At 57.2% G+C, this 22159-nt stretch carries 20 protein-coding genes; 6 read left to right on the top strand and 14 right to left on the bottom strand.

Annotated features, from left to right (window positions below; all coding sequences use genetic code 11):
* Positions 1–9: 9 nt before the first annotated feature.
* From adrA to G7090_RS04875, 5 genes are all read right to left on the bottom strand, one after another.
* Entirely contained in the window at positions 10–1125 is a 1116-nt protein-coding gene (gene adrA / locus G7090_RS04895) for a diguanylate cyclase AdrA (protein WP_166181692.1), read from the bottom strand.
* A 90-nt stretch (positions 1126–1215) separates the two neighbouring features.
* Positions 1216–1536, bottom strand: coding sequence for a phosphate starvation-inducible protein PsiF (psiF, locus tag G7090_RS04890; protein WP_106992101.1), 321 nt, complete (start codon positions 1534–1536; stop codon positions 1216–1218).
* Between the two features lie 315 nt (positions 1537–1851).
* Positions 1852–2112 (bottom strand): anti-adapter protein IraP, encoded by a 261-nt coding sequence (iraP, locus tag G7090_RS04885; protein WP_106992100.1) that lies wholly within the window; start codon positions 2110–2112, stop codon positions 1852–1854.
* 238 nt (positions 2113–2350) lie between these two features.
* On the bottom strand, positions 2351–3574 hold the full coding sequence (locus tag G7090_RS04880; RefSeq protein ID WP_166181691.1) for a multidrug efflux MFS transporter: 1224 nt from the start codon (positions 3572–3574) through the stop codon (positions 2351–2353).
* A gap of 133 nt (positions 3575–3707) precedes the next feature.
* Entirely contained in the window at positions 3708–4427 is a 720-nt protein-coding gene (locus G7090_RS04875) for an extensin family protein (RefSeq protein WP_166181690.1), read from the bottom strand.
* A 106-nt stretch (positions 4428–4533) separates the two neighbouring features.
* Here G7090_RS04875 and ddlA point away from each other — a divergent pair, with 106 nt between their 5' ends.
* Positions 4534–5634: a D-alanine--D-alanine ligase gene (gene ddlA, locus G7090_RS04870; RefSeq protein ID WP_166181689.1), complete on the top strand. Its 1101-nt coding sequence runs from the start codon at positions 4534–4536 to the stop codon at positions 5632–5634.
* Here ddlA and G7090_RS04865 read toward each other — a convergent pair.
* Positions 5631–5849: a DUF2754 domain-containing protein gene (locus tag G7090_RS04865; protein ID WP_106992097.1), complete on the bottom strand. Its 219-nt coding sequence runs from the start codon at positions 5847–5849 to the stop codon at positions 5631–5633. The genes ddlA and G7090_RS04865 overlap by 4 nt on opposite strands.
* A 247-nt stretch (positions 5850–6096) precedes the next feature.
* On the opposite strand from G7090_RS04865, the gene G7090_RS04860 reads away from it, so the two are divergent.
* Positions 6097–6399, top strand: a complete 303-nt coding sequence (locus G7090_RS04860) for a DUF2755 family protein (protein ID WP_106992096.1) — start codon at positions 6097–6099, stop codon at positions 6397–6399.
* Here G7090_RS04860 and G7090_RS04855 read toward each other — a convergent pair.
* Positions 6396–7496: a DUF1615 domain-containing protein gene (locus tag G7090_RS04855; RefSeq protein ID WP_106992095.1), complete on the bottom strand. Its 1101-nt coding sequence runs from the start codon at positions 7494–7496 to the stop codon at positions 6396–6398. The two genes, G7090_RS04860 and G7090_RS04855, sit on opposite strands and share 4 nt — an antisense overlap.
* 14 nt (positions 7497–7510) lie before the next feature.
* Positions 7511–8731 (bottom strand): peptide antibiotic transporter SbmA, encoded by a 1221-nt coding sequence (gene sbmA / locus G7090_RS04850; protein ID WP_106992094.1) that lies wholly within the window; start codon positions 8729–8731, stop codon positions 7511–7513.
* A gap of 287 nt (positions 8732–9018) precedes the next feature.
* Between sbmA and ampH the strand changes: the two genes are divergently transcribed.
* Positions 9019–10188 carry a D-alanyl-D-alanine-carboxypeptidase/endopeptidase AmpH gene (ampH, locus tag G7090_RS04845; protein ID WP_166181688.1) on the top strand — a complete coding sequence of 390 codons (1170 nt, stop codon included), beginning with the start codon at positions 9019–9021 and terminating at the stop codon, positions 10186–10188.
* Here ampH and G7090_RS04840 read toward each other — a convergent pair.
* Together G7090_RS04840 and G7090_RS04835 are read right to left on the bottom strand one after the other, a co-directional pair.
* Positions 10185–10811, bottom strand: a complete 627-nt coding sequence (locus G7090_RS04840; protein WP_106992092.1) for a helix-turn-helix domain-containing protein — start codon at positions 10809–10811, stop codon at positions 10185–10187. The two genes, ampH and G7090_RS04840, sit on opposite strands and share 4 nt — an antisense overlap.
* A 67-nt stretch (positions 10812–10878) precedes the next feature.
* The gene (locus G7090_RS04835; protein WP_166181687.1) at positions 10879–13653 is read right to left on the bottom strand and encodes an autotransporter outer membrane beta-barrel domain-containing protein; all 2775 of its coding nucleotides are present in this window, start codon (positions 13651–13653) and stop codon (positions 10879–10881) included.
* Between the two features lie 526 nt (positions 13654–14179).
* Between G7090_RS04835 and hemB the strand changes: the two genes are divergently transcribed.
* Positions 14180–15154, top strand: a complete 975-nt coding sequence (hemB, locus tag G7090_RS04830; RefSeq protein ID WP_106992090.1) for a porphobilinogen synthase — start codon at positions 14180–14182, stop codon at positions 15152–15154.
* 118 nt (positions 15155–15272) lie between these two features.
* Entirely contained in the window at positions 15273–16973 is a 1701-nt protein-coding gene (locus G7090_RS04825) for a lysophospholipid acyltransferase family protein (protein WP_166181686.1), read from the top strand.
* A gap of 105 nt (positions 16974–17078) precedes the next feature.
* Here G7090_RS04825 and tauD read toward each other — a convergent pair whose 3' ends face one another.
* Positions 17079–17930 carry a taurine dioxygenase gene (gene tauD / locus G7090_RS04820; RefSeq protein WP_106992088.1) on the bottom strand — a complete coding sequence of 284 codons (852 nt, stop codon included), beginning with the start codon at positions 17928–17930 and terminating at the stop codon, positions 17079–17081.
* Positions 17931–18053: 123 nt separating this feature from the next.
* Here tauD and G7090_RS04815 point away from each other — a divergent pair, with 123 nt between their 5' ends.
* On the top strand, positions 18054–19184 hold the full coding sequence (locus tag G7090_RS04815) for an RNA-guided endonuclease TnpB family protein (RefSeq protein ID WP_166181685.1): 1131 nt from the start codon (positions 18054–18056) through the stop codon (positions 19182–19184).
* Positions 19185–19232: 48 nt separating this feature from the next.
* Here G7090_RS04815 and tauC read toward each other — a convergent pair whose 3' ends face one another.
* From tauC to tauA, 3 genes are read right to left on the bottom strand one after another with little or no spacing between them, the layout of a single operon-like run.
* Positions 19233–20060, bottom strand: a complete 828-nt coding sequence (tauC, locus tag G7090_RS04810) for a taurine ABC transporter permease TauC (RefSeq protein WP_166181684.1) — start codon at positions 20058–20060, stop codon at positions 19233–19235.
* On the bottom strand, positions 20057–20824 hold the full coding sequence (gene tauB / locus G7090_RS04805) for a taurine ABC transporter ATP-binding subunit (RefSeq protein ID WP_106992085.1): 768 nt from the start codon (positions 20822–20824) through the stop codon (positions 20057–20059). Before tauB ends, tauC begins: the two co-directional genes overlap by 4 nt.
* Positions 20825–20834: 10 nt before the next feature.
* Complete coding sequence (gene tauA / locus G7090_RS04800; RefSeq protein ID WP_166181683.1) at positions 20835–21797, bottom strand: taurine ABC transporter substrate-binding protein; 963 nt, start codon at positions 21795–21797, stop codon at positions 20835–20837.
* Between the last annotated feature and the right edge of the window lie 362 nt (positions 21798–22159).

Raw genomic sequence — 22159 nt, 5'->3', positions numbered from 1 at the left:
TGCCGGGCGTCAGGCGGCCACTTCGGTGCGGTTACGTCCGGCATTTTTCGCTTTGTAGAGCGCGATATCCGCCGCTTTAAGCCACTCCTGATAATGCACCATCGACGTCGTGAGCGGCGCTACGCCGACGCTGATGGAGATCTTTACGTGCGGCGGCCCCGGCAGTTGTAAATCTGCCAGCCGCTCGTGTACCCGCGACATCGCCGCAATGGCGCTCTCCGCCGTCGTCCCGCTCATGATCACCGCGAACTCATCCCCGCCAAAACGGCCAATAATATCGCTGGCGCGTAACGTGAGCTGCAGCTGACGGGTGACGGCGACAATCGCCTGATCGCCCACATCATGGCCCCAGCTGTCATTAATCCTCTTGAAGTGATCGATATCGATCAGCAGAAGCGTGGCGCTACGCTGGTAGCGGCGACAGTTTTCATACTCCGTGCGCAGCAACACTTCCCAGTGGCGACGGTTAAAGACCCCCGTCATGCCGTCCAGGGTACTCATCAACTCAAGCCGGCGCTTATGCTCCACCAGACGACTTGTCGTATGGAAGCTCACCCAGGCAAACAGCATGGGGTAACAGACGATCACCGGCAGCGCGAGCCCGATTTCCAGCGGCGTGCTGGCATAGTCCGGCGTGACGTGCGTAAGCTGCAGGGAGACCAGCGCGGCCAGCGCGGTCATTATCACCCCGGGGCCGTACAGCCGAATGCCACCCACGCCAATCAGGTTCATGCTCATCATCATCACCAGCGCCGCGCTGGGCATGGCGTTAACTCCCATCACCCCAATCCAGACCCCGGCCATAATGGCGTCGATCTTTAGGTTAAACATCTCACCGTTCCAGGGATTGGTCGAACGCGCCGCTAATTGCCAGGCCAGATGGGGCCAGACAAACGCCCAGCCAACCAGCAGCAGCCACCAGACACCGTTGACTGGCTGCGCAACCAGCACGCTGGCAATCGGGAAAAAGAGAATGGCCAGACCCGCTGTACGCGGCCAGCGCAACTGACGCGCCAGGCGGAGACCCGAGCGGTGATGCTCATCCGCCGAATATGCCTGACCGATTCCTTCCCGGGAAAAGATTTTGCTGTAAAAGTTTTCATCATTCATGGTTTTTGGGAACACTCAAAAGCATTTTCCCAAATTATAGAAAGGCTTACTTTAGGCTAAGTATGATATTTCGGGTGAGCGTCCGGGCTCGCTCACCCGTTTGAACTAGCCGGTTTTCTTCAGACAGGCGCTCATAAACTTATTTCGATCGTCGCCTTTAAGGGATTGTTGGGTCGCCTGGCTATTACATTCGCGCATCTTTTGTTGCTGAGGATTCAGGCTTTTTTCGCCCGGTTTCGAGGAGGCGTTTTTCAGGCAGTCGCTCATGTAAGTCTTGCGGGAATCGCCCTTCAGAGCCTGGGCGGTCGCCTGTTGATTGCAGGTGGTCATTCGTTGCTGCTGCGGGGTGAGCTGTTTATCCTGTGCCCCTACCGGGGTAAGAGAAAACAGGCCGACAAGCAGGGTAACCAGCAGGGTGATTTTCATAGCACTATCCTTCTGTGGATGATCACAGTAAGTCTGGTTCGTACTGCTGAAAAAACCACCCGGCAGACGTTTTTTTCCTGCCGGTCAGCGGCAGGCTGGGTAATATCACCCTGGCGGCGCGATTATCCAGAACCGCAGTCGATGCCACAGTTTCAGCATAAATGGTGGAAGTACATAAAAGACGAAGTCATGCTATATAATGTGCGCTCTGTTTCACTTATTTTCTCCATGGAGAAATAGATAAAAAATAAAACAGAGCGACTATAGGCAACCGATATGACGGTTCTATGACACAAACTTATGTCATATGACCGTTCAGCTGCGCGGGTGCCGTAACAGCTTTTTTACGTATTGCTGCAGCATTTCGCTGTCCTGGGCCGATACCTGCGTAGCCGGTCGGGCCTCATCCAGCGCGCCTTCCACGCTGTCGATCAGCGCCTGCTGCTCGCTTTTCGCCATCTGGCGTAACAAGGCAGTCACCACAATTTCCAGGGCTTCGACCTGGGCCACCAGCTCTTTCGACTCTTCTTCCTTTTGGGCAAGCTTCAGCAACAACTCAGCAATGAGATTTTTCACAGCGCTATTTCCTTATCACGTTTTTTCCGACGTTATCATTATGCCTGAGGCTTGCAAAGTAGTTAAAAGTACTATTTTTAGCCAAACGCCACACGCCTCATAAATTAATCTGGCTGGCTGTCGGAAAAGTGTGACTTAAATTAAATTCAAACTGAGTCCACAATGCCAAATAAAAGCAGAACCGCCATTTCAAATAAAGAATAATGACAGCCCGGCTTAACTCTATTCTACAGCGGCGCTACAACCTTTTATTCGCCCGCGTCCGGGCTTCCTGCTGGCGTCGATGCCGCATGGCCCATGCCAGCTGGATAATATTGAGCAATACCACCACCGCGGTAGCGGCAAACACCCAGCGGAATCCGGCCATCGCAGAGACCGCCGCCCCCATCAGCGGACCGGCGACGTTCCCCAGATACATAAACGACTGGTTATAGCCGAAGATCCGCCCGGTCACCCGATCGCTGGAGTACTTAATCAGCAGCGTTTGCACCGCAGGCAGCATGGCGCCATCGGCAAAGCCCAGCAGGAAGCGTAGCACCCCGAGCTGGAAGGGGGTGGTGACAAAGGACATGGCGAAGAAAAGCACCACCGCCACGATAAGCGTCGCCATCAGAATGCGGCCGGTGCCGATGCGATCCCCCAGCTTACCGAGACGCGGGGCAGACATCAGCGCCGAGACGCCCGGCACGGCGGCAATCATCCCGCTCAGGAAGGCGATATTGGTGCTCTCCGGCGCCATCGACTGGATAAAGAGCGCGAGGATCGGCCCTACCGAACCGTTGCAGAGCTGGATCACCATGGTGGTGATAAACAGGCTGATCATCAGCCATGGATAGGGTAGCGAGGCAAAGACCGCCTTGCCGCTGAGGCGCTCCGCCTTGCTCACGCTCGGACGCGCCCCCTCTTTAATCAGAAACAGCGTCACCAGAAAACTGATCACCAGCAAGACGGCGGTGATGAGGAACACCGCTCGCAGACCGACGTGGTCAGCGAGAAAACCGCCCATCAGTGGCCCGCCAATCACACCGCTGATCTGCGCCGTCGACAGCGTGCTGATGGCCCAACCGCTACGGTCCCGGGGCACCTGCGATGCCACCAGCGCCATGGCGTTTGGAATATAGCCGGAAGTCAGCCCCATCAGCGCACGCAGCAGAAACAGCTGCCAGACGTTGGTGGCAAAGGCCTGGAGCAGGATCGCAATTGCCATTCCCAGGGAGGCGCGGAGCAGCATCAGCTTGCGCCCTTTACGATCGGCAAGGCTGCCCCACATCGGCGAGACGATAGCGGAAACCAGAAAAGTGACGCTGAAGGTCAGGCCTGACCACATCGATAAGGCCTCGTGGGACGAGACGCCAAGCTGGGACACGTACAGCGGCAAAAAGGGTAAAATCTGGCTGATGGCAAGGCCGGTGAAAAAACAACCAAACCAGACCGAAATGAGGTTAACTTTCCAGGATTCCATAGGCGGATACTGTCTACATTTTGCGTGAATTCACTATCAGATTAGCAAGTTACACTGCGCCGAAAGTTGTCAGGGATGCGCCTGCCGTGACTTCGGTGTTTTATCTTCCCAGTCATCATATCTGTGAAACATGTCACATATTTTGGCCTTTTGTCTGGTGATTTATGCTTTGCGGGCAGTAGCCAAATCCTCGCATCCCCAGATGAAAATGGTTGGCGTGGGCGGCATTGTAGTCCGGCCCGAGGGCATTACCGAAATAGCCGCAGCTGGCACCCAGCAGCGCCCGCAGCCACGGCCCGGAAGCGTCATTTTCCCAGCCGCGCAGAACCGAGATCCGCTGGCCGTTCTCCAGCGTAAAGCCGCTGATATCCAGCGCCTGGGCGGTAGCATGTTCGCTGCGCCGGGCATTGGGCCGATGATAGATATTCCGGCAGGCAAAGCTGCCGAGATGATCAATGCGCGACAGGCTACTGCCCATCATGGTTTGGGTCAGGGGCCGGGCCTGCTGATTGACGAACAGCGCCGAGCTGAGTGCCAGCGGGCAGCTGGCGAGGAAACTGCTGCTGAGGCTGACCTGGCCAAAACTGCGCACGCGCACCACATCACTCAGCGGGCACTCCCCGGTGCTATCGGCCACCATCTGGGTGCGGATCAGCTGGCGCGCATTGGCCTGCGCCAGCAGGATTTCACAATGCTCAGGGGTCAGGCGACGCAGCTTAAACTGGGTCAGAGTGCCGGGGGGATCGTCGAGGGAAAGCGGTGCAAAGGGGTTGTAATACGACGGCAGCCAGCGGTAGCCCGCGATGGCCGCAGCAATGACTGCAATACAGATAATCAGGCTTTTCCCTTTCACTCATCCTCCTGAAACAATGTGCCAAAACATTATGGCAGAAGGCGGCGAATTCCGCCGGGCATCGTGATAGGGTAAGCGTTTTGAGTCAGAGTGGATGAGCGAAGTGATGGCGAAGTTGCGGGTAGGTATTGTCTTTGGGGGAAAATCAGCCGAGCACGAAGTGTCGCTGCAATCGGCCAAAAATATCGTTAACGCGATAGATAAGAGCCGCTTTGAGGTCGTGCTGTTAGGGATCGATAAACAGGGCCAGTGGCACATTAACGACGAGCAGGGCTATCTGCTCAATGCCGACGATCCGGCGCGCATTGCGCTGAACCCGTCTGAGATTAGCGTTGCCACCGTACCGGGGGTAATGCAGGGCCAGCTGATCAATGCCAGCACCGGACAGACGCTTTCGCACCTCGACGTTATTTTCCCGATCGTCCACGGCACGCTGGGCGAAGACGGCTCCCTGCAGGGGATGCTGCGAATGGCTAACCTGCCGTTCGTCGGCTCTGACGTCCTCGGTTCCGCCGCCTGCATGGATAAGGACGTGACCAAACGCCTGCTGCGCGATGCCGGGCTGAACGTGGCACCTTTTGTCACCCTCACCCGCGCCAACCGCGACCAGCATACCTTTACCGATCTCAGCGCCCGTTTCGGCCTGCCGCTGTTCGTTAAACCGGCAAACCAGGGCTCCTCCGTCGGCGTCAGCAAAGTAAACAGCGAAGCGCAGTTCAGCGAGGCGGTGCGTCTGGCCTTCACCTTCGATCACAAAGTGGTGGTGGAACAGGGAATTAAAGGCCGTGAGATCGAGTGCGCGGTACTGGGGAATGATTTCCCGCAGGCCAGCACCTGTGGCGAAGTGGTCCTGAACAGCGAGTTCTACTCTTACGACACCAAATACATCGACGACCAGGGCGCGCAGGTTGTGGTGCCTGCCATGCTGGATGCTGAGGTTAATGACGCGATCCGCGCCATTGCCATCGAAGCGTATCAGGCGCTGGGCTGTCGCGGCATGGCGCGTGTTGATGTCTTCTTAACGGCGGATAACCGCGTCGTTATCAATGAAATCAACACCCTGCCAGGCTTCACCAACATCAGCATGTACCCGAAACTGTGGCAGGCCAGCGGCCTCAGCTATCCGGATCTGATCACTCGTCTGATTGAACTGGCGCTGGAGCGACATGCCGCTGACAGCGCGCTTCAGATTTCGGTAACAGGTTAATCCGCCTCGTTTGCCGTCGTCTCTTCCGGGCGACGGCGAATGATAAACCCAGCCAGCCAGAAACTGACAACCCAGGTCACCAGCCCTACCGCATAGGTTTGCCAGCCCTTCGCTTCAAAGCCCAGCAACCCCACCACCCCATTCAGAATAAAGATAAGCCCAATAGCAAAGGCGTAGAAATGCCAGTCACGGCGGATTTTGGCAGGCAGTTTCATGGTCGCTCCAGAAGAAAAAATCTATCCTCGCACAGTTTTGTCGTCAGGTCTGTGGCGCATGCGGAAAATCTGAAATGAGAGTGAATTTCACTTAAGTAAAAAATCTGTGATGTGCGGCAAAATTCGTACATCCAGGAGAATTCTCCAGGCCAAATTACCATCATTCCGATATTGACATCTGCCATGTGCTGTCAAACTCAACGTGTACAACAGGCATTTAGCCAGACAGAACATACCGGAGGTAGTTATGGCAGACTTTACTATGTCGAAGCCGATTTTCAGCACCAGACAACCTAAGACCTCCACGGCAGGAAATATCGCTTACGCTCTGTTTGTGCTGTTCTGCTTCTGGGCAGGCTCACAGCTGCTGAACATCCTGGTGCATGCGCCCGGCGTGTATGAACACCTGATGCAGGTCGAAGATTCCGGGCGGCCGCGCGTGGAAATTGGGCTGGGCGTCGGAACCGTCTTCGGGCTGATCCCGTTCCTGGTGGGGCTGGTGGTATTGGGCGCCGTTGCGCTGGTCGTGCGCTGGCGCCGCTACCGTTAATTCAAGGCCATGCACTTCGCCCGGCGATCGTCTACGCGCTGGGCAAACCAGGCGGTAGTCAGATTGCGGGTGATTTTCGGGCTCTCAAGCTGGATCCCTGGCAGCATCGCTTTCGGTAATGTCTTACCGCTCTTCTGCTCCGCCAGTTTATACACCTGCTGATACAGTTCGGTTTTCTCAAACGCCAGACTGTCGCCTTTCCCCAGCTGCTGGCGGATCTCGCTATCGCTCATGTCCAGCTTGCCTTTCAGCTTACGCACTGCCAGCTCTGTCTTCCCTGCCTCGCTACTGCCATAGGCAATCAGATCCCCGTCCAGCGCCAGCTTCACGCCACTGGCGCGGCTGACCGCATTCTGGAATGCTGCATTGCGGCTGGCGTACCAGCCAGCGTTGAAGTCAGCAAAGCGGTAGAGCGGCACATCGTAGTTGGCGGGATAGTTCAGCAGATGGTAGGTGCCGAACCACAGCCCGCCGCGCAGGGAGAAGACCTCCTGACGCACCGTATTCTCGATTTTCCACGGATAGCCGTCGGTATGCTTTTCCGCGAAGGCGATGCTGACCTGCATCGGCCCGCCAGTATGCACCGGATTCAGGGAGCCAAACAGGGTCTGGCCCATCGGCACCGTCCCGATCATATCGTCAAAGATGGCGCTGAGCTGTTTCTCGGTTTTCACCGTATCCAGCCGCTCGCTATAGCTTTTCCCGTTCGGCGAGGTGATTTTCAGCGCCGTGTGGACCAGAAACGCCGGAATGTGCAGCTTTTCTGCCCGACGGTCGATCTCTTTCCAGGCGATCTTATTCAACCCCGGCACCGCCGGATCGGACTGATACAGCGACTCCTGCTGCGCCACCGCCAGTACCGAGCAGATATTCTCCTCGGTAGGGGCGATCTTCTGGCTTTCGAAGGTTTTCGCCAGCGCCGACGCCCACTGATCCCGGTCTTTCACCGAGGCAGGCATTTTTTGCCGCACGACGCTTGCCACATCGACGGGCTTTTCGCCCTTTTTCAGTGGCGCAGCCCCCTTCTCTGCACACCCGGCTAACACCAGGGCGGCAAGCAACGACAACGGTAACGCACGCGGTACGGTAAAAGACATAACGACTCCCTGTATTAGCTCAACGTATGGGTCACTTCCTGTAGATCCTGACCATCCAGCTCATGTTCGAAACTGCGTAAACGTTTATAGATGGACATCAGTTCCACCAGCGTAGTCCAGGAGTTGATCAGGTACTGGAACGAACCGCGTACCCGGTCAAAAACGTTGGTGATTTGGGTCATCAGACCGAGCGTAATCGTACCGGCCACAATCGAGGGGAACAGCAGGATTATGCCGAAAACGTTATCCGCCTGCAGATAAAGGATACGGGCGATATTGAAGTACATGTAGTGGAAATAGAGGCGGAAATAGTTGCGACGCACCGCGCCGAACAATTCGCGTACCGTCGGCGGCGAGGCGCGGCTGGCATCATCTTCGCCATAGACCAGCTCTTTACGGTAAGCCGCCTCAACGCGCTGGTTTTTAAACTCCAGCCCCGGCAGCTTGATCCCCACTACTGCCAGCAAACCGGTGCCCATTACCGACCAGACAATAGCAGCGATCACCAGGCCGTACGGCAGATGACCGACGACCGGCAGCTCCGGCACGTGCGCCGACAGTGTTACCAGTACCGGCAGGAAGGCGATCAGCGTCATGACGGCGTTGAGAAAACTCACCCCCATATTCTCCAGGGTAGAGGCGAAACGCATGGTGTCTTCCTGCACACGCTGGGCCGCCCCTTCGATATGGCGCAGCTGCTGCCAGTGCGCCATATAGTATTCGTTCATCGCGGTACGCCAGCGGAACACATAGTGGCTGACAAAGAAGTTATTCAACACGCCAATAACAACGGCGATCAGGGCGATGCCGAGGAAGGCGCCCACTTCATGATAAAACTGGTTGAGGGTAACCTTATGCGGCGCGCTGAGGGCGGTCTGGATCAGGTCATAGAAAGGGGCATACCAGGCGTTGATCGCCACCCCAACTTCCACCAGAAACCAGGTGACGAACACGATCAGCGAGGTGCCGAGAATAGACCAATACTGCCAGCGGTGCGGCGACCAGATAAACCAGAACAGGGCAAACGCCCCGACGCAGAGGGCGTAATACGCATAGAAAAGCAGATTGCCCGGCGACCAGAAACGCGCCGCGCTAATGGGTACATCGCCCGTGATGCTGAACAAGCGCTCTAACCAGGCGCCACCACCGGCCTGCCAGAAAATGACAGCGATCAGAGCCCAAATAAAGGCCGAGAGAAAAAAGGGTCCCGGTTTTGGGAAAAACGACTTAAACATAACGCTTCCTTCTTGTAGTTATCGCTACTGCTGTGGACGACGGATTATCAGACCTGCCGGCCCGATTTTAGTTCGTCGTCAACCGCCACCTGAGCGGAAAAGTAAGTGAACCTGACAGGTATCATAAGCGCAATGTCACAAAACATGAGATCGCTAATAACGAAATTGTTTGTATTTACCCATGGTTACGTTTTTCACGCTATCGTTATGCTGTTCAGGCCTTTGCAATACGCCGTTTAGTAGTATAAATACGCATACTTTTTTCATTCACTTCATGGATGCTTTCGTTGAAACGTAGTCTGTTACTCTCCGCCGTGCTGTATACGGCCAGCCTCACCTGCGTGCAGGCTGCCCCTGCCCAGCCGATTGCCGATCCGGCTTTCGCCTCCGATGTGGTCGATCGCTATGCGAACCTGATTTTTTACGGCAGCGGCGCAACGGGGATGGCCCTGGTGGCGATTGACGGCAATCAGCGTGTATTTCGCAGCTTTGGCGAAACGCGTCCAGGAAACAATGTTCACCCGCAGCTGGATTCGGTGGTGCGCATTGCCTCCCTGACCAAATTAATGACCAGTGAAATGCTGGTGAAACTGCTCGATCAGGGCGTGGTGAAGCTGAACGATCCGTTAAGCAAATATGCCCCGTCGGGGGCACGGGTGCCAACTTACCAGGGCGCGCCGATTACCCTCGTCAACCTTGCTACCCATACCAGCGCCCTGCCACGCGAACAGCCGGGCGGCGCCGCGCATCGTCCGGTATTTGTCTGGCCGACCCGGGATCAACGCTGGAACTGGTTATCCACCGCTACCCTGAAATCATCGCCGGGCTCGCAGGCCGCCTACTCAAACCTGGCCTTTGATCTGCTGGCCGATGCGCTGGGCACCGCGGCGGGCAAACCCTATGCCCAGCTGTTCGACGAGCAAATCGCCCGTCCGCTGGGGATGAAAGACACCACCTTTACCCCCTCCCCCGATCAGTGCAAGCGTCTGATGGTGGCGGAGAAAGGAGCCAGCCCGTGTAACAACACCCTGGCAGCGGTGGGCAGCGGCGGAGTTTACTCCACCCCGGGCGACATGATGCGCTGGATGCAGCAGTTCCTCTCTTCTGATTTCTATGCGCGCAGCAATCAGGCCGACAGAATGCAGACGCTGATTTATCAGCGCAGCCAGTTAACGCGGGTGATTGGCATGGATGTGCCAGGCCGCGCGGATGCGCTGGGCCTCGGCTGGGTCTATATGGCACCGAAAAATGGTCGTCCGGGCATTATCCAGAAAACCGGCGGCGGCGGTGGATTCATTACCTATATGGCGATGATCCCGCAGTCTAACGTGGGCGTATTCGTGGTCGTGACGCGCTCGCCGCTCACGCGTTTCGTCAATATGAGCGACGGCGTCAACCAGCTGGTGGTTGAACTGAGCGAGAACAAGCCGCGGGCGATCCCCGCGTCCTTAGACTAATATTCAGCGGGCAAATGGTTGACCCTAATCAGTTTGCCCCTTTCCATAATGATGTAGTTCCCCTGCCGTAACGCCGCCAGCACCTCTGCCACCACTGAACGCGAAATGCGCGTGCGTCGCTGAATGTAGCTCATCACCCCCACCCGCATCCGTAAGGATTCATCCCACTGGGCCATATCCAGCAGCGTGGCGCGGATCTGGCTGTAGGAGTTATTGCCCACCAGCTGCTTATCGCGGATCTCCATCACCCGGTGGTGCCAGGAGAGCCAGCAGAACGCATCAGACCATAATCCGGCCTGCTGGATAAGATGGCGGGCGCCAGAGGCGGGGAGGTAGAACCCGGAACAGGGGGATTGTGTTACCAGCAGGTACTCTGTGCTGCAGCCCATCATGCCGGCGTTGATCCCGAAGATGTAGGGTGCGGCGACAATCTCAACCAGCAGGTCATCCTGCTGTCGGTGAATACTGAGCGATCCTGACTGCAGTACGACCGCGTAGTACTCTTCTTCATTGCGCTCCGCAAACACCGGAAGCTGGGCAGAGAGTTTGAACGGCGTGCTGTGCGCAGAGAGGCACTTTTCGAGCCGGGAGAATTCAGAAATGGGTTTTGCATACCGGTTCATGCAGATCTCGAGTCATCTTAACTGACGCAAAAAAAGCGGGGAGATAATCCTCCCCGCATCAGGCGTGTTACCAGGTGTATTTCACACCGAGGTTGGCACCCCAGTTTTGATCAACATCACCACCACCAAGGTAAGTGGCATCAGTGTAGGCACTGAAGTTTTTGGTGAAGCTAAACTGCGTACCCAGGCCCACACGTACCGCGGAACCTTTCACACCGTTATCGATGTTGTCACCGTTAACGCTGGCATCTTCACCGGCGTCGTCATAAACGTAGGCCAGTTTGAAGAACGGTGTCAGCGCCTGATCGTCGCCATAACCGAAGGTGTAGCCCGCGTCGAAACCGGCTTCATAACGCATGCTGTCGTAAGACTGGCTGCCCACGCGCAGATCGTTGCTCAGGCGGTAATCATCACCTGACTGGAACAGGCCGGAGATGGCAGCATACGGCGTGAGGTAACCGGCAGTATTCGGTTTCCAGTCGTAGCCCAGCTTCAGCCCAAAGCCCCAGGCGTCAGTCGTGGTGTTGCCATCAACGTATTCGCCCGTGCTCATGTTGGCAGAAAGATCGTTATTGAAGCGTGAATAGCTCAGGGAGCTGTCGATGAAAACATCGTTAGCAAAGCGTGCCGCGGAGTAGAGCATCGCGGACTGGCTGTCCTGATCCACCTGGCCGCTGCGATCGTTCATATCGCCTTTGGCAAAGCCGGCTGCCGCACCGAAGATCCAGTCGGCGTTGTTGCCATCAATATGGGTATCGAGACCCACCATGATGCCGCTGACGTCCTGATCGTAGTGGATAGTGCCGTTATCGCCGTCGAAATTGCCGCCGAAGACATTTACCCATGCGCCACCGTTGTCCGCCAGGCCGTGACGGCTGTTGGTCAGACGGTTAGCCAGTGCATCCTGCTGCAGATGCCAGATGTTGGTGTTGGCAGACGGAATGCTCAGCGCCATGTTGGCGTAATCGGTCAGGCGCTCCTGATGCAGCACCACGGTGTCGCCCTGCTGCTGCGCCTGGTAAGTGTAAGCCCCGAGATCCGCTTTGTTGGCCGCGGTGAAGCTGGCCTGGGTATCAGCGTTGTTATCGTAAATACGAACGATCTCTTTGTTTTTATAGTCGGCAACGGAACCGGCCCCGGTCGCATTATCCAGACGGACTTTGTAGTTACCGGAGACTTCACCGTTCACCGCCAGATGACCATCCGAGTTCAGGGCGATGGTCCCGAAGTCGTACTCTGCCTGGTGGATATCGTTGGTGATATAGCGGGCATTGTTCAGATCGGAATTGAACACGTAATCGCGGCTGGCCACGTTCAGCACACCGCCGTCGGTCAGCACCAGTTTATGGGTGTCGACCTGGCCCAGACCCAGCGCCAGCTCGGCACGGTTATCCACGGTAATGGTGTTGGCGTAAAGCTCCGCTGTTTCCTGAGTCAGGGTGGTCAGACTTGAACTGTCGAGATACAGGCTGTCGGTTGCCACACCACCGGCATCGCCGATATTCATGGTGGAGGCGTTGGTCAGCGTGATGCTGTCAGCCAGCAGGCTAGAGCTCTCTACGTTCACCTGCGAACGGTTGTTGACGGTCAGGGTATCGATGTTGGACTGCTTACGGGTATCCCATTCGGAACCGTTATCCAGCGCAACGTTGAAAATCCCGCTCTGATAAACCTGGTTGCCCACCAGATGGCCGTTGCTGTTGAAGGTGGAGCCTGGCCAGATGCTGTTCGGTACCAGGCTGTGCCAGTCGACGCTGCTGTAACCGAGGCCATACATATCAGCAGGTCCAATCGCTTCGACGCTGGAGACCGCCGCACCGACCCACTTGCTGCCGTTGGTCAGGGTCAGATCCAGTCTGTCGGTCCCGTCCCAGCCGTTAGTAGTTGGGTTATAGACGCCGTCAGCGGTGGTGTCGGTGGCCGGATCGCCATCCGGGTAGAAGTTATTGTCGAAGGTGCTGCTGAACAGCACATCACCGGTCAGGGTGGAGTGATCGAAGGTAGCCGTGGTGCGCATGGCGTTATCCGCGCTGCCGGCCGCCACGATCAGCGCCGCATCATCCAGGGCGGTGGCTGCGCTTTCACCGTAATCGCTCGGTTTCGCCGACTGGCCATAGAAACCGCTGGTGCCCAGATCGCTATAAGCACCGGAAGTGACCACGGAATCGTTCACCTGCAGGGTATTGGTGAAGACATGACTGTTATCTTCGATGCCAGTGACCGCGTCATATGGGGTGTTATCCAGCTGGTGATAGCCCTGAGTCAGGGTGATCCCGGCGATGCGGGAGTTGTTCTGGATAACGATGTCAGATTCCACGTCGAGGGTAATGGCGTTGCCCAGCGCGTGAGTGTCCCAGTACTGGGTGGTAGTGGTGGAGCCGTTCACCACGTCATAAGCGTAATGCTCATAGGTGTCGTTGATGGTGGTGTTGTCCACCGTCAGCGCAAAACGATCGTACTGTTGATGCGTCGTGCCGTCGGTATTCAGACCGCCGGCACATTCGGTGGTCATGCACTCGGAGGTGATCATCCCGTTAATGGTGCTGTTGGCGATCGACAGGGCGTTGGCCCGACCGCCTGCGCCATCATCCAGGTAATAGGCTGAAATCACGCCGTTCACCGTCGACTTATTGATGACGGGATAGATATCGCCATCGTGGGCCGCAGAAGAGTAATTCCAGTCGGTATATCCGTTATACCAGGCCGAGGTGGCGGTATTATCGTAACCGAAGGTGTTGTAAGTGCTACCAGAAATATCTTTTGCATTGGCCTGAGAAGCGATAGCCAGCGTGCAGGCTAATGCAAGTTGAGATACAACAAGTTTCTTTTTCCATGTTTGCATTGGGTCATCCCTCCTCAGGGACGTAAGCAAGTTTGTCCGTAAATACAGTGCAAATATATTGCGTGGCGAATTATGCAGCCTCAAAACAAAATGGTTCAATGAATCCAGCAATTATGTCCGGAAACAGACGGAATAAGTTAAATACTTTTTGAAATATAAAAAATAATAAAAAACACATCCAAATACAACAATTTACACACATTCGAAAGCAAACACATCAGAGGTAAAAGATCATTGGAAGTTATAAAACAAAAGCAAATAAGTGATTAAATAAATAAGTAGTAAGGTGCACATAAAAATAGAATCCCACCGGGTTAGGATGTTACCTGGTCCCGATATATCTTTGGGGCAGATTTATCTTAGGTAAATAGAGCGTAAAGTTATTTCAGACGATAAAATGAAACCCGGAAATAAGGCCAGACTATCCTGTCCCGCATTCTGCGGGCTAAACGACAACTTTAGTAAAACAGTCGACGGGCGTTTCGGGTACACTGGCCCTCTTTGATTCACACTCGTCAGGCATATCATGAACGATTTAATTGCTCGTCCCCGTCGTCTGCGCAAATCCCCGGCTCTGCGCGCGCTTTTTGAAGAGACAACACTGACCTTAAACGATCTGGTGTTGCCGATTTTTGTTGAAGAAGAGATCGATGACTACAAAGCCATCGAGGCCATGCCGGGCGTCATGCGTATCCCGGAGAAACACCTAGCGCGCGAAATTGAGCGTATCGCCAACGCCGGTATCCGGTCGATCATGACCTTCGGCATCTCCCACCACACCGACGCTACCGGCAGCGATGCCTGGAAAGAGGACGGTCTGGTGGCGCGCATGTCGCGCATCGCCAAAGAGACGGTGCCAGAGATGATCGTCATGTCCGACACCTGCTTCTGCGAATACACCTCCCACGGCCACTGCGGCGTGCTGTGCGATCATGGCGTGGATAACGACGCAACCCTGCTCAACCTGGGCAAACAGGCTGTCGTGGCCGCCGCCGCAGGCGCTGACTTTATCGCCCCGTCTGCCGCAATGGACGGCCAGGTGCAGGCCATTCGCCAGGCGCTGGACGCCGCCGGCTTCACCGATACCGCGATCATGTCCTACTCCACCAAATTCGCCTCCTCCTTCTACGGCCCGTTCCGTGAAGCAGCGGGCACCGCGCTGAAAGGCGATCGCAAAACCTACCAGATGAATCCGCTGAACCGCCGGGAAGCGATCCGTGAATCGCTGCTCGACGAAGCCCAGGGCGCCGACTGCCTGATGGTGAAACCGGCCGGCGCCTATCTGGACATCCTGCGTGATATCCGCGAGCGCACCGATTTGCCGCTGGGCGCCTATCAGGTGAGCGGCGAGTACGCGATGATCAAATTCGCCGCCCAGGCGGGAGCGATCGACGAAGAGAAAGTGATCCTCGAAAGCCTGGGGGCGATCAAACGCGCGGGCGCGGATCTGATCTTCAGCTACTTCGCGCTGGATCTGGCCGAGAAGAAAATTCTGCGTTAATCCGTATTGCCGGGTGGCGGCTTCGCCTTACCCGGCCTACGACAAACCTTCACCACACTGCAATACCACCGACATCTGGCGCTTCTACTGTCTGAGCAGGACAGCAGGAGGTGCCACTATGTTTAGTCTCGACAGCGTTCTCGATGACCTTTGGCCGCAGGCGAGGCCTACACCCTGGCAAAAAAGGCTGTTAAAGAAGTTATTCCACGAAGAGGAGTTCCGGCAGTTTGCCGCCGACCACCGCCACCTGAAAGGGCTGGATATGGTGGAACAGGTTCTGGACCATCTCGATATCCTCTGCACCATTCCCGCTCATGACCTCGAACAGATCCCCGCTCACGGCCCGCTGATTGTTATGGCTAACCACCCTACCGGTACGCTGGATGGACTGGCGCTGCTGTATGCCGTCTCCCGGGTGCGCCGGGATGTGAAAGTGGTGACCAACCGCATGCTGACGCATCTGGAGCCGCTGAGCTCGCTGTTTATTCCGGTGGACAACATGGGCGGGCGGACGGCGAAATCCTCGTTCACCCTGATGGAACAGCACCTGCAAAACGCCGGGGTGCTGATCTTCTTCCCGGCGGGGGAAGTCTCCCGCCCTACGCGCACCGGGATCCGCGATAAAAAGTGGCACCCCGGCTTTATCAAGCTGGCGGGCAAATTCCGCGCGCCGCTGCTGCCGGTCAATATCGACGCCCGCAACAGCCTGCTGTTCTATGCCAGCACCCTGCTCTCCCCGAACCTGTCGATGCTGCTGCTGATGCAGCAGATGTTCCGCCGCCGCCACAGCCACCTGCCGGTGAAAATCGGGCAGCAGATCGGCTGGCAGAACGGGTTCAGCCCCACGCTCTCCCCGCGGGAGATGGCCGAGCAGTGCCGCCAGCACGTGCTGCGTCTCGGTAAGGGGCTTCCGGGGGTATTCAAAACCGAATCCGCCATTGCCCGGGCGGAAGACCGGGCGATCCTGAAGCGCGAGCTGGCGCAGGCGGAGTCGCTGGGCACCACCGCCGATGGCAAAACCATCTATTTGTGGCAGCGTAACGGCCAGGAAGAGGCACCGATCCTGCGCGAGCTGGGGCGGCTGCGAGAGATCGCTTTTCGCGCGGTGGGAGAAGGCAGCGGCAAGCGTCGGGACACCGACAGCTTTGATGATGACTATCTGCACCTGATTTTGTGGGATGACGAGGATCTGGAGATCGTCGGCGCCTACCGCTTTATCCCGACGGCAATGCGGGAGCCGGAGGGGCTCTACAGCTACAGCCTGTTCCACTACGACGACAAGATGCAGGATATTCTTGAGCACGGCATTGAGCTGGGACGCAGCTTTATTCAGCCGCGCTACTGGGGGCGGCGCGGGCTGGATTACCTGTGGTCCGGGATTGGTGCTTATCTGGCGCGCTATCCGCACTATCGCTACCTGTTCGGGCCGGTCTCCATCTCCGGTGGGTTACCGCCCGGGGCGCGGGATCTGCTGGTGGCCTTCTACCGGCTGTGGTTCCCGGCAACCCATCCGCTGGCCGCCTCGCGACGCCCCTATCCCGCCTCGTTACCCGAGGTGCTGGCGCAGTTTGGTGGGGAAGATTACGTGGAGGATCTGACCCGGCTGAAATCGCTGCTCGGCAATCTGGGGTGCGGCATCCCGCCGCTCTACAAGCAGTATTCCGAGCTGTGCGAGCCCGGCGGGGTGCAGTTTATCGATTTCGGCAGCGACCCGGCGTTCAACAACTGTGTGGACGGGCTGGTGCTGGTGGATCTCTGTTATCTGAAAGCCAGCCGTTATCAGCGGTATATTGAGGCGCATTTAACACCCTCACCCTAACCCTCTCCCTGAAAGGGAGAGGGGACAGTCAGGTGCCGTGTGTGAAGATGAGCACGTACAGCTTTTCTCCCTCGCCCCTTTGGGGAGAGGGCCGGGGTGAGGGGATCAGCCCGCACGGAAGAAAGGTTTATCCCCCAATATCGTTGCCCGGTGCATAATCCGTCGCTGCGGCAAATAATCGGCATTGGCGTAATGCTGCGTTACCCGGTTATCCCAGATCGCCAGATCGTTCTCCTGCCAGCGCCAGCGCACCTGGAACTCCGGTTTGGTAACGTGGGCAAACAGGAACCCCAGCAGCGCCTCGCTCTCTTTCTCGCTCAGATCCACAATCCGCGTGGTGAAGCCCTCGTTGACGAACAGCGCCTGCTTGCCGCTAACCGGATGGGTACGCACCACCGGGTGCAGCAGCGGCGGATGTTTCGCCACCGCCTCCAGCCAGCGCTGGTGCTCCTCTTCCGTTTTACGGTACTTGTACTCCTGGAAGGATTTTTTGAAATCATGCTCCGCCCGCAGGCCGCTCAGCAGCTGCTGGAACGGGGCGGATAACGCCTCAAACGCCGCTATCCCGCTGGCCCACAGGGTGTCTCCCCCGCTCTCCGGCAGCTGTTTGGCCGCGAGGATCGCCCCGGCGGGCGGCGTCTCAATAAAGGTCACATCGGTGTGCCAGTTATCGTTGTCCGGCGGATTATCGTTGTGGGTATCGAGGACGATGATCTCCTCCACCCCTTCCGCATGCGGATAGACCGGGTGGATATGCAGATCGCCAAAACGCAGGGCCAGGGCGCGCTGCTGCTGCGGGGTGATCGCCTGCTCGCGCAGGAACACCACCTGATGGCGCAGCACCGCATGATAGAGCTGCTCAAACTGGTTATCGCTTAATGGCCGGGTGACATCCAGGCCGGAAATCTGTGCGCCAATGTACGGCCCCAGCGGGGTAATTGTCAGACGTTCACTCATCAAATTGCCCCCGGGAGACCTCGCCCAATCGGGCGGGGAGGAAAGGGGATACTAAACAACCTAACTTTTTTTGTTTGACCATTGTCAATGTCCCTCACATTATTTCGCGTATTTTGTAAGGCCATGAAACGCGCCTACAAATACAGATTTTATCCAACCCCCGATCAAGTTGAGCTTTTAACTCAAACGTTCGGGTGTGTGCGTTTTATCTACAATTCAATCCTTCGTTGGCGCACCGATGCCTATTACAAACATCAGGAAAAGATCGGCTATGTTCAGGCGAGTGCACGGTTAACGGCTCTGAAAAAAGAGCCGGAATTCGCCTGGCTCAATGACGTTTCCTGCGTGCCACTCCAGCAGTCTCTGCGCCACCAACAAACGGCTTTTGCCAACTTCTTCGCTGGTCGCGCCAAATATCCGACGTTTAAGAGCAAGCGCCATAAACAAGCAGCAGAATTGACCGCCAGCGCGTTTAAATACTGCGAGGGCAAGTTATATATGGCAAAGAGCAAAGCACCATTAAATGTACGCTGGTCGTGTCCGTTGCCATCGACACCCTCTACCGTCACCATCACACTCGATGCAGCCGGACGATATTTCGTCTCCTGCCTTTGTGAGTTTGAGCCTGTATCATTGCCGATCAGCCCGAAGACGGTCGGCATTGATCTTGGTTTAAAAGATTTGTTCATCACCGATACCGGATTTAAATCCGGCAATCCTCGCCACACCGCTAAATGCGCGGCACGTCTGGCGCTACTCCAGCGCCGGTTAAGCAGGAAGGCAAGAGGCTCGAAAAACCGCGCCAAAGCCCGCTTAAAGGTTGCCCGACTCCACGCGAAAATAGCCGATTGCCGGCAAGATGCCTTGCACAAGGCCACCCGCAAACTTATTAACGAAAACCAAGTTGTTTGCGTCGAATCCCTCAAAGTGAAAAACATGATCCGCAATCCGAAGCTGTCTAAAGCGATAGCAGACGCTGGCTGGAACGAATTTGTTCGCCAGCTACAGTACAAAGGCGATTGGGCCGGACGTAGCGTTGTCACTATCGACCAATTTTTCCCGTCCTCAAAACGCTGTAATTGTTGCGGCTTCACCATGCAAAAAATGCCTCTTGATGTTCGTCAGTGGATTTGCCCGGCGTGCGGCGAAACTCATGATCGTGACATTAATGCGGCCCGTAATATCAAAGCTGCCGGGCTGGCAGTGTTAGCCCACGGAGAGCCTGTAAATCCTGAGCCGCTCCCCGCGGCTTAGGTTCGGTTCCGTGAAATGGGAATCCTCGCCCTTCAGGGCGGAGAGCAGTCAATGTATCTCTCCATGCCAGGGCGTCAGGCGACGCTGTAGTGCGCGCAGCCCCAGTTCTAATCCGAAGGCGATCACGGCGATCACCATGATCCCTGCCAGTACCACGTCCGTCGCCAGGAACTCCCCCGCCGACTGGACCATAAAGCCTAACCCGCGCGTGGCGGCGATCAGTTCTGCCGCCACCAGCGTTGACCAGCCGACCCCGAGCCCGATCCGCAGACCGGTGAGGATCTCCGGCAGCGCGCCGGGTAAAATCACAAACCACAGCACCTGGGTGCGGCTGGCGCCCAGCGACTGCGCCGCACGGATCCGCACCTGCTGGGCGCTTTTAACGCCGGCCACCGCCGACATCGCCACCGGGGCGAAAATCGCCAGGTAGATCAGCAGGATCTTGGAGGTCTCGCCGATGCCAAACCAGATCACCATCAGCGGCAGATAGGCCAGCGGCGGTACCGGACGATATAGCTCAATCAGCGGATCGAGGATCCCGCGCACCGTCGGGCTTAAGCCCATCGCAATCCCCACCGGAATACCGAGGATCACCGCCGCCAGCAGGGCCACCAGAATACGCCCCAGGCTGGCCGCCAGATGCTGCCACAGGGTGGCATCCATAAACCCTTCCGGACCGGCAATGGTGAACAGTTTCACCAGCACCTGACCCGGCGGCGGCAGGAACAGGGGGCTGATCCACTGCGCCGCCGCTACGGCCCACCACACGGCCAGCAGCACCAGCAGGGTGCTGACGCTGAGGGTTAACTGGCGGGAAAAGGGCCAGCGCAGGGTCAGGCGTTTGCCCGCCGTTTTGTCATTCACCACAATGCTCATGAGAAGGCCTCCCGCTGTTCAAACACGCGGCTCAGGACGTATTCACGTCGGGCGATAAAATCAGGATCGGACTTAATGCTGCGCACCGGCTCCCCGGCGACATAGCGGCGGGCAAAGTTGAGCGGCAGACGCTCCAGCACCCGGCCCGGCCCCGGCGAGAGCAGCACCAGCTCGGTGGCCATAAACACCGCTTCTTCGATGTCATGGGTGATCAGCAGCACCTGCTTGCCGGTCTCGTGCCACAGGCGCAGGAGCAGGGTTTGCATCTGCTCGCGGGTAAAGGCGTCCAGCGCGCCGAAGGGTTCATCCAGCAGCAACAGCTGCGGATTCGCCGCCAGCGCCCGGGCGATGCCGACCCGCTGACGCTGGCCGCCGGAAAGCTGCCAGATAAAGCGTTTTTCCGCCCCTTCAAGGCCCACTTTTTTCAGCATCTCCCGGGCGGTGGCCAGCCGCGCTTCCCGCGAGGTGCCCGCCAGCTGCAGGCCGAAGGCGACGTTCTCCTGCACGTTACGCCACGGCAGCAGCCCTTCGTTCTGGAAGACCACGCCGCGCTCGGCACCGGGGCCCTCCACCTTTTTGCCTGCCAGTTGAATGGTGCCGTGCTGATAGGGTACAAACCCGGCGATCAGATTCAGCAGCGTGGTCTTCCCGCAGCCGGACGGGCCGAGGACCACCAGCAGCTCGCCGCTATCCAGCGTCAGGTTGATATCCTCCAGCGCAGGCTTGCCAGCGTAATCAGCGTACAGATTTGTAATATTCAGCATCCGCTCCTCCTTACTTCACAAAGCGATCGGTCACGTACTGGCTGTAATCCGCCGCCACCGCGGGCACTTTGCCCTGCTCTTTCAGGAAGCCAGCAGTATCAACAATCGCTTTATTCACCGGGCCCGCCAGCTGTTGCAACTGCTGGGCGGGCGTCAGGTAGGTATTGCCCTTCACCAGCCCCGGCACGTCGGCCTGCGGCACCCCGCTCAGGCGGGCGAGTTTCTCCAGGTTGGCAGGCTGTTTCAGCCACTCATCCGGGTTGGCAATGTAGGGCTGCTGGGCGTCGATAGCGCTTTTGGCGAAGGCTTTCACCACTTCTGGGTGCTTCTCGGCAAAATCTTTGCGCACCACCCAGACGTCGAGGGTTGGCGAGCCCCACTGGCCCACCTGGGCGGAGTCGGTCAGCACGCTGCCATCTTTCTGCAGTTCATTTACCGCAGGCGACCAGACGTAGGCCCCGTCAATATCGCCCCGCTGCCAGGCGGCGATAATCGCCGGGGGTTGCAGGTTAATGATTTCCACCTGCCCCGGCTTGATCCCCCAGTGTTTCAGGGCGGCGAGCAGGCTGTAGTGGGTGGTGGAGATAAAGGGCACCGCAATGCGTTTGCCGATCAGATCCTCGGGCTTAGTGATGTTTTTCTTCACCACCAGCGCTTCGGAATTGCCGAGCTGGGAGGCCAACAGGAAGACTTCGATCGGCACCTGCTGACTGGCAGCCACCGCCAGCGGGCTGGAGCCGAGGTTGCCAATCTGCACATCGCCGGAGGCCAGGGCCCGCACGATACTGGCGCCGCTGTCGAACTTACGCCAGTCGACTTTCGCGCCGCTCGCTTTTTCGAAAGTGTTATCCGCCTGCGCCACTTTTGCTGGCTCCGCGGAAGTTTGATACGCGATGGTGACGTCCACCGCCTGCGCCTGAACGGCCCACAGCGCCAGTGCGCCAAATAAGGTAAAACGCGATGAAATTGCCATAATGTCTGCTCCCCGAGTTGTTATAGGGGCAGTATTTCCGGCGGCGGAATTTTGATAAAGGAATTAAAAAGCATCGTTAATGCCGAATCGTTTTTAGAAAAAAAGTGGCAATAGATAGTTAATTTGTTGGGGGTGGGATATGCAGGCTTCAGTGGTGGTTCCGTTCACTTTACGTTCTGCATTTCTCTGTATGCCGCGTCACCCGTGAACGTGCCAGGGTGGCTCAATCGCCACCACCCTGGCAACCCGGGCTACCGGCAAGAAAATCGCCGCGTTGCGGTGCCCTCAGCTTATTCCCTCCGGCTGTCGGGTCGGGCACCAGCCTGCATCCCTGCAGGCTATGCCCTCTCGGCGCGTCCGTG

This window comes from Leclercia sp. 29361 (assembly GCF_011290365.1).
Lineage (GTDB): Bacteria > Pseudomonadota > Gammaproteobacteria > Enterobacterales > Enterobacteriaceae > Enterobacter > Enterobacter tamurae.
Note: the sequence above shows the minus strand (reverse complement) of the source record. Positions and strands in the feature narration are given on the sequence as shown.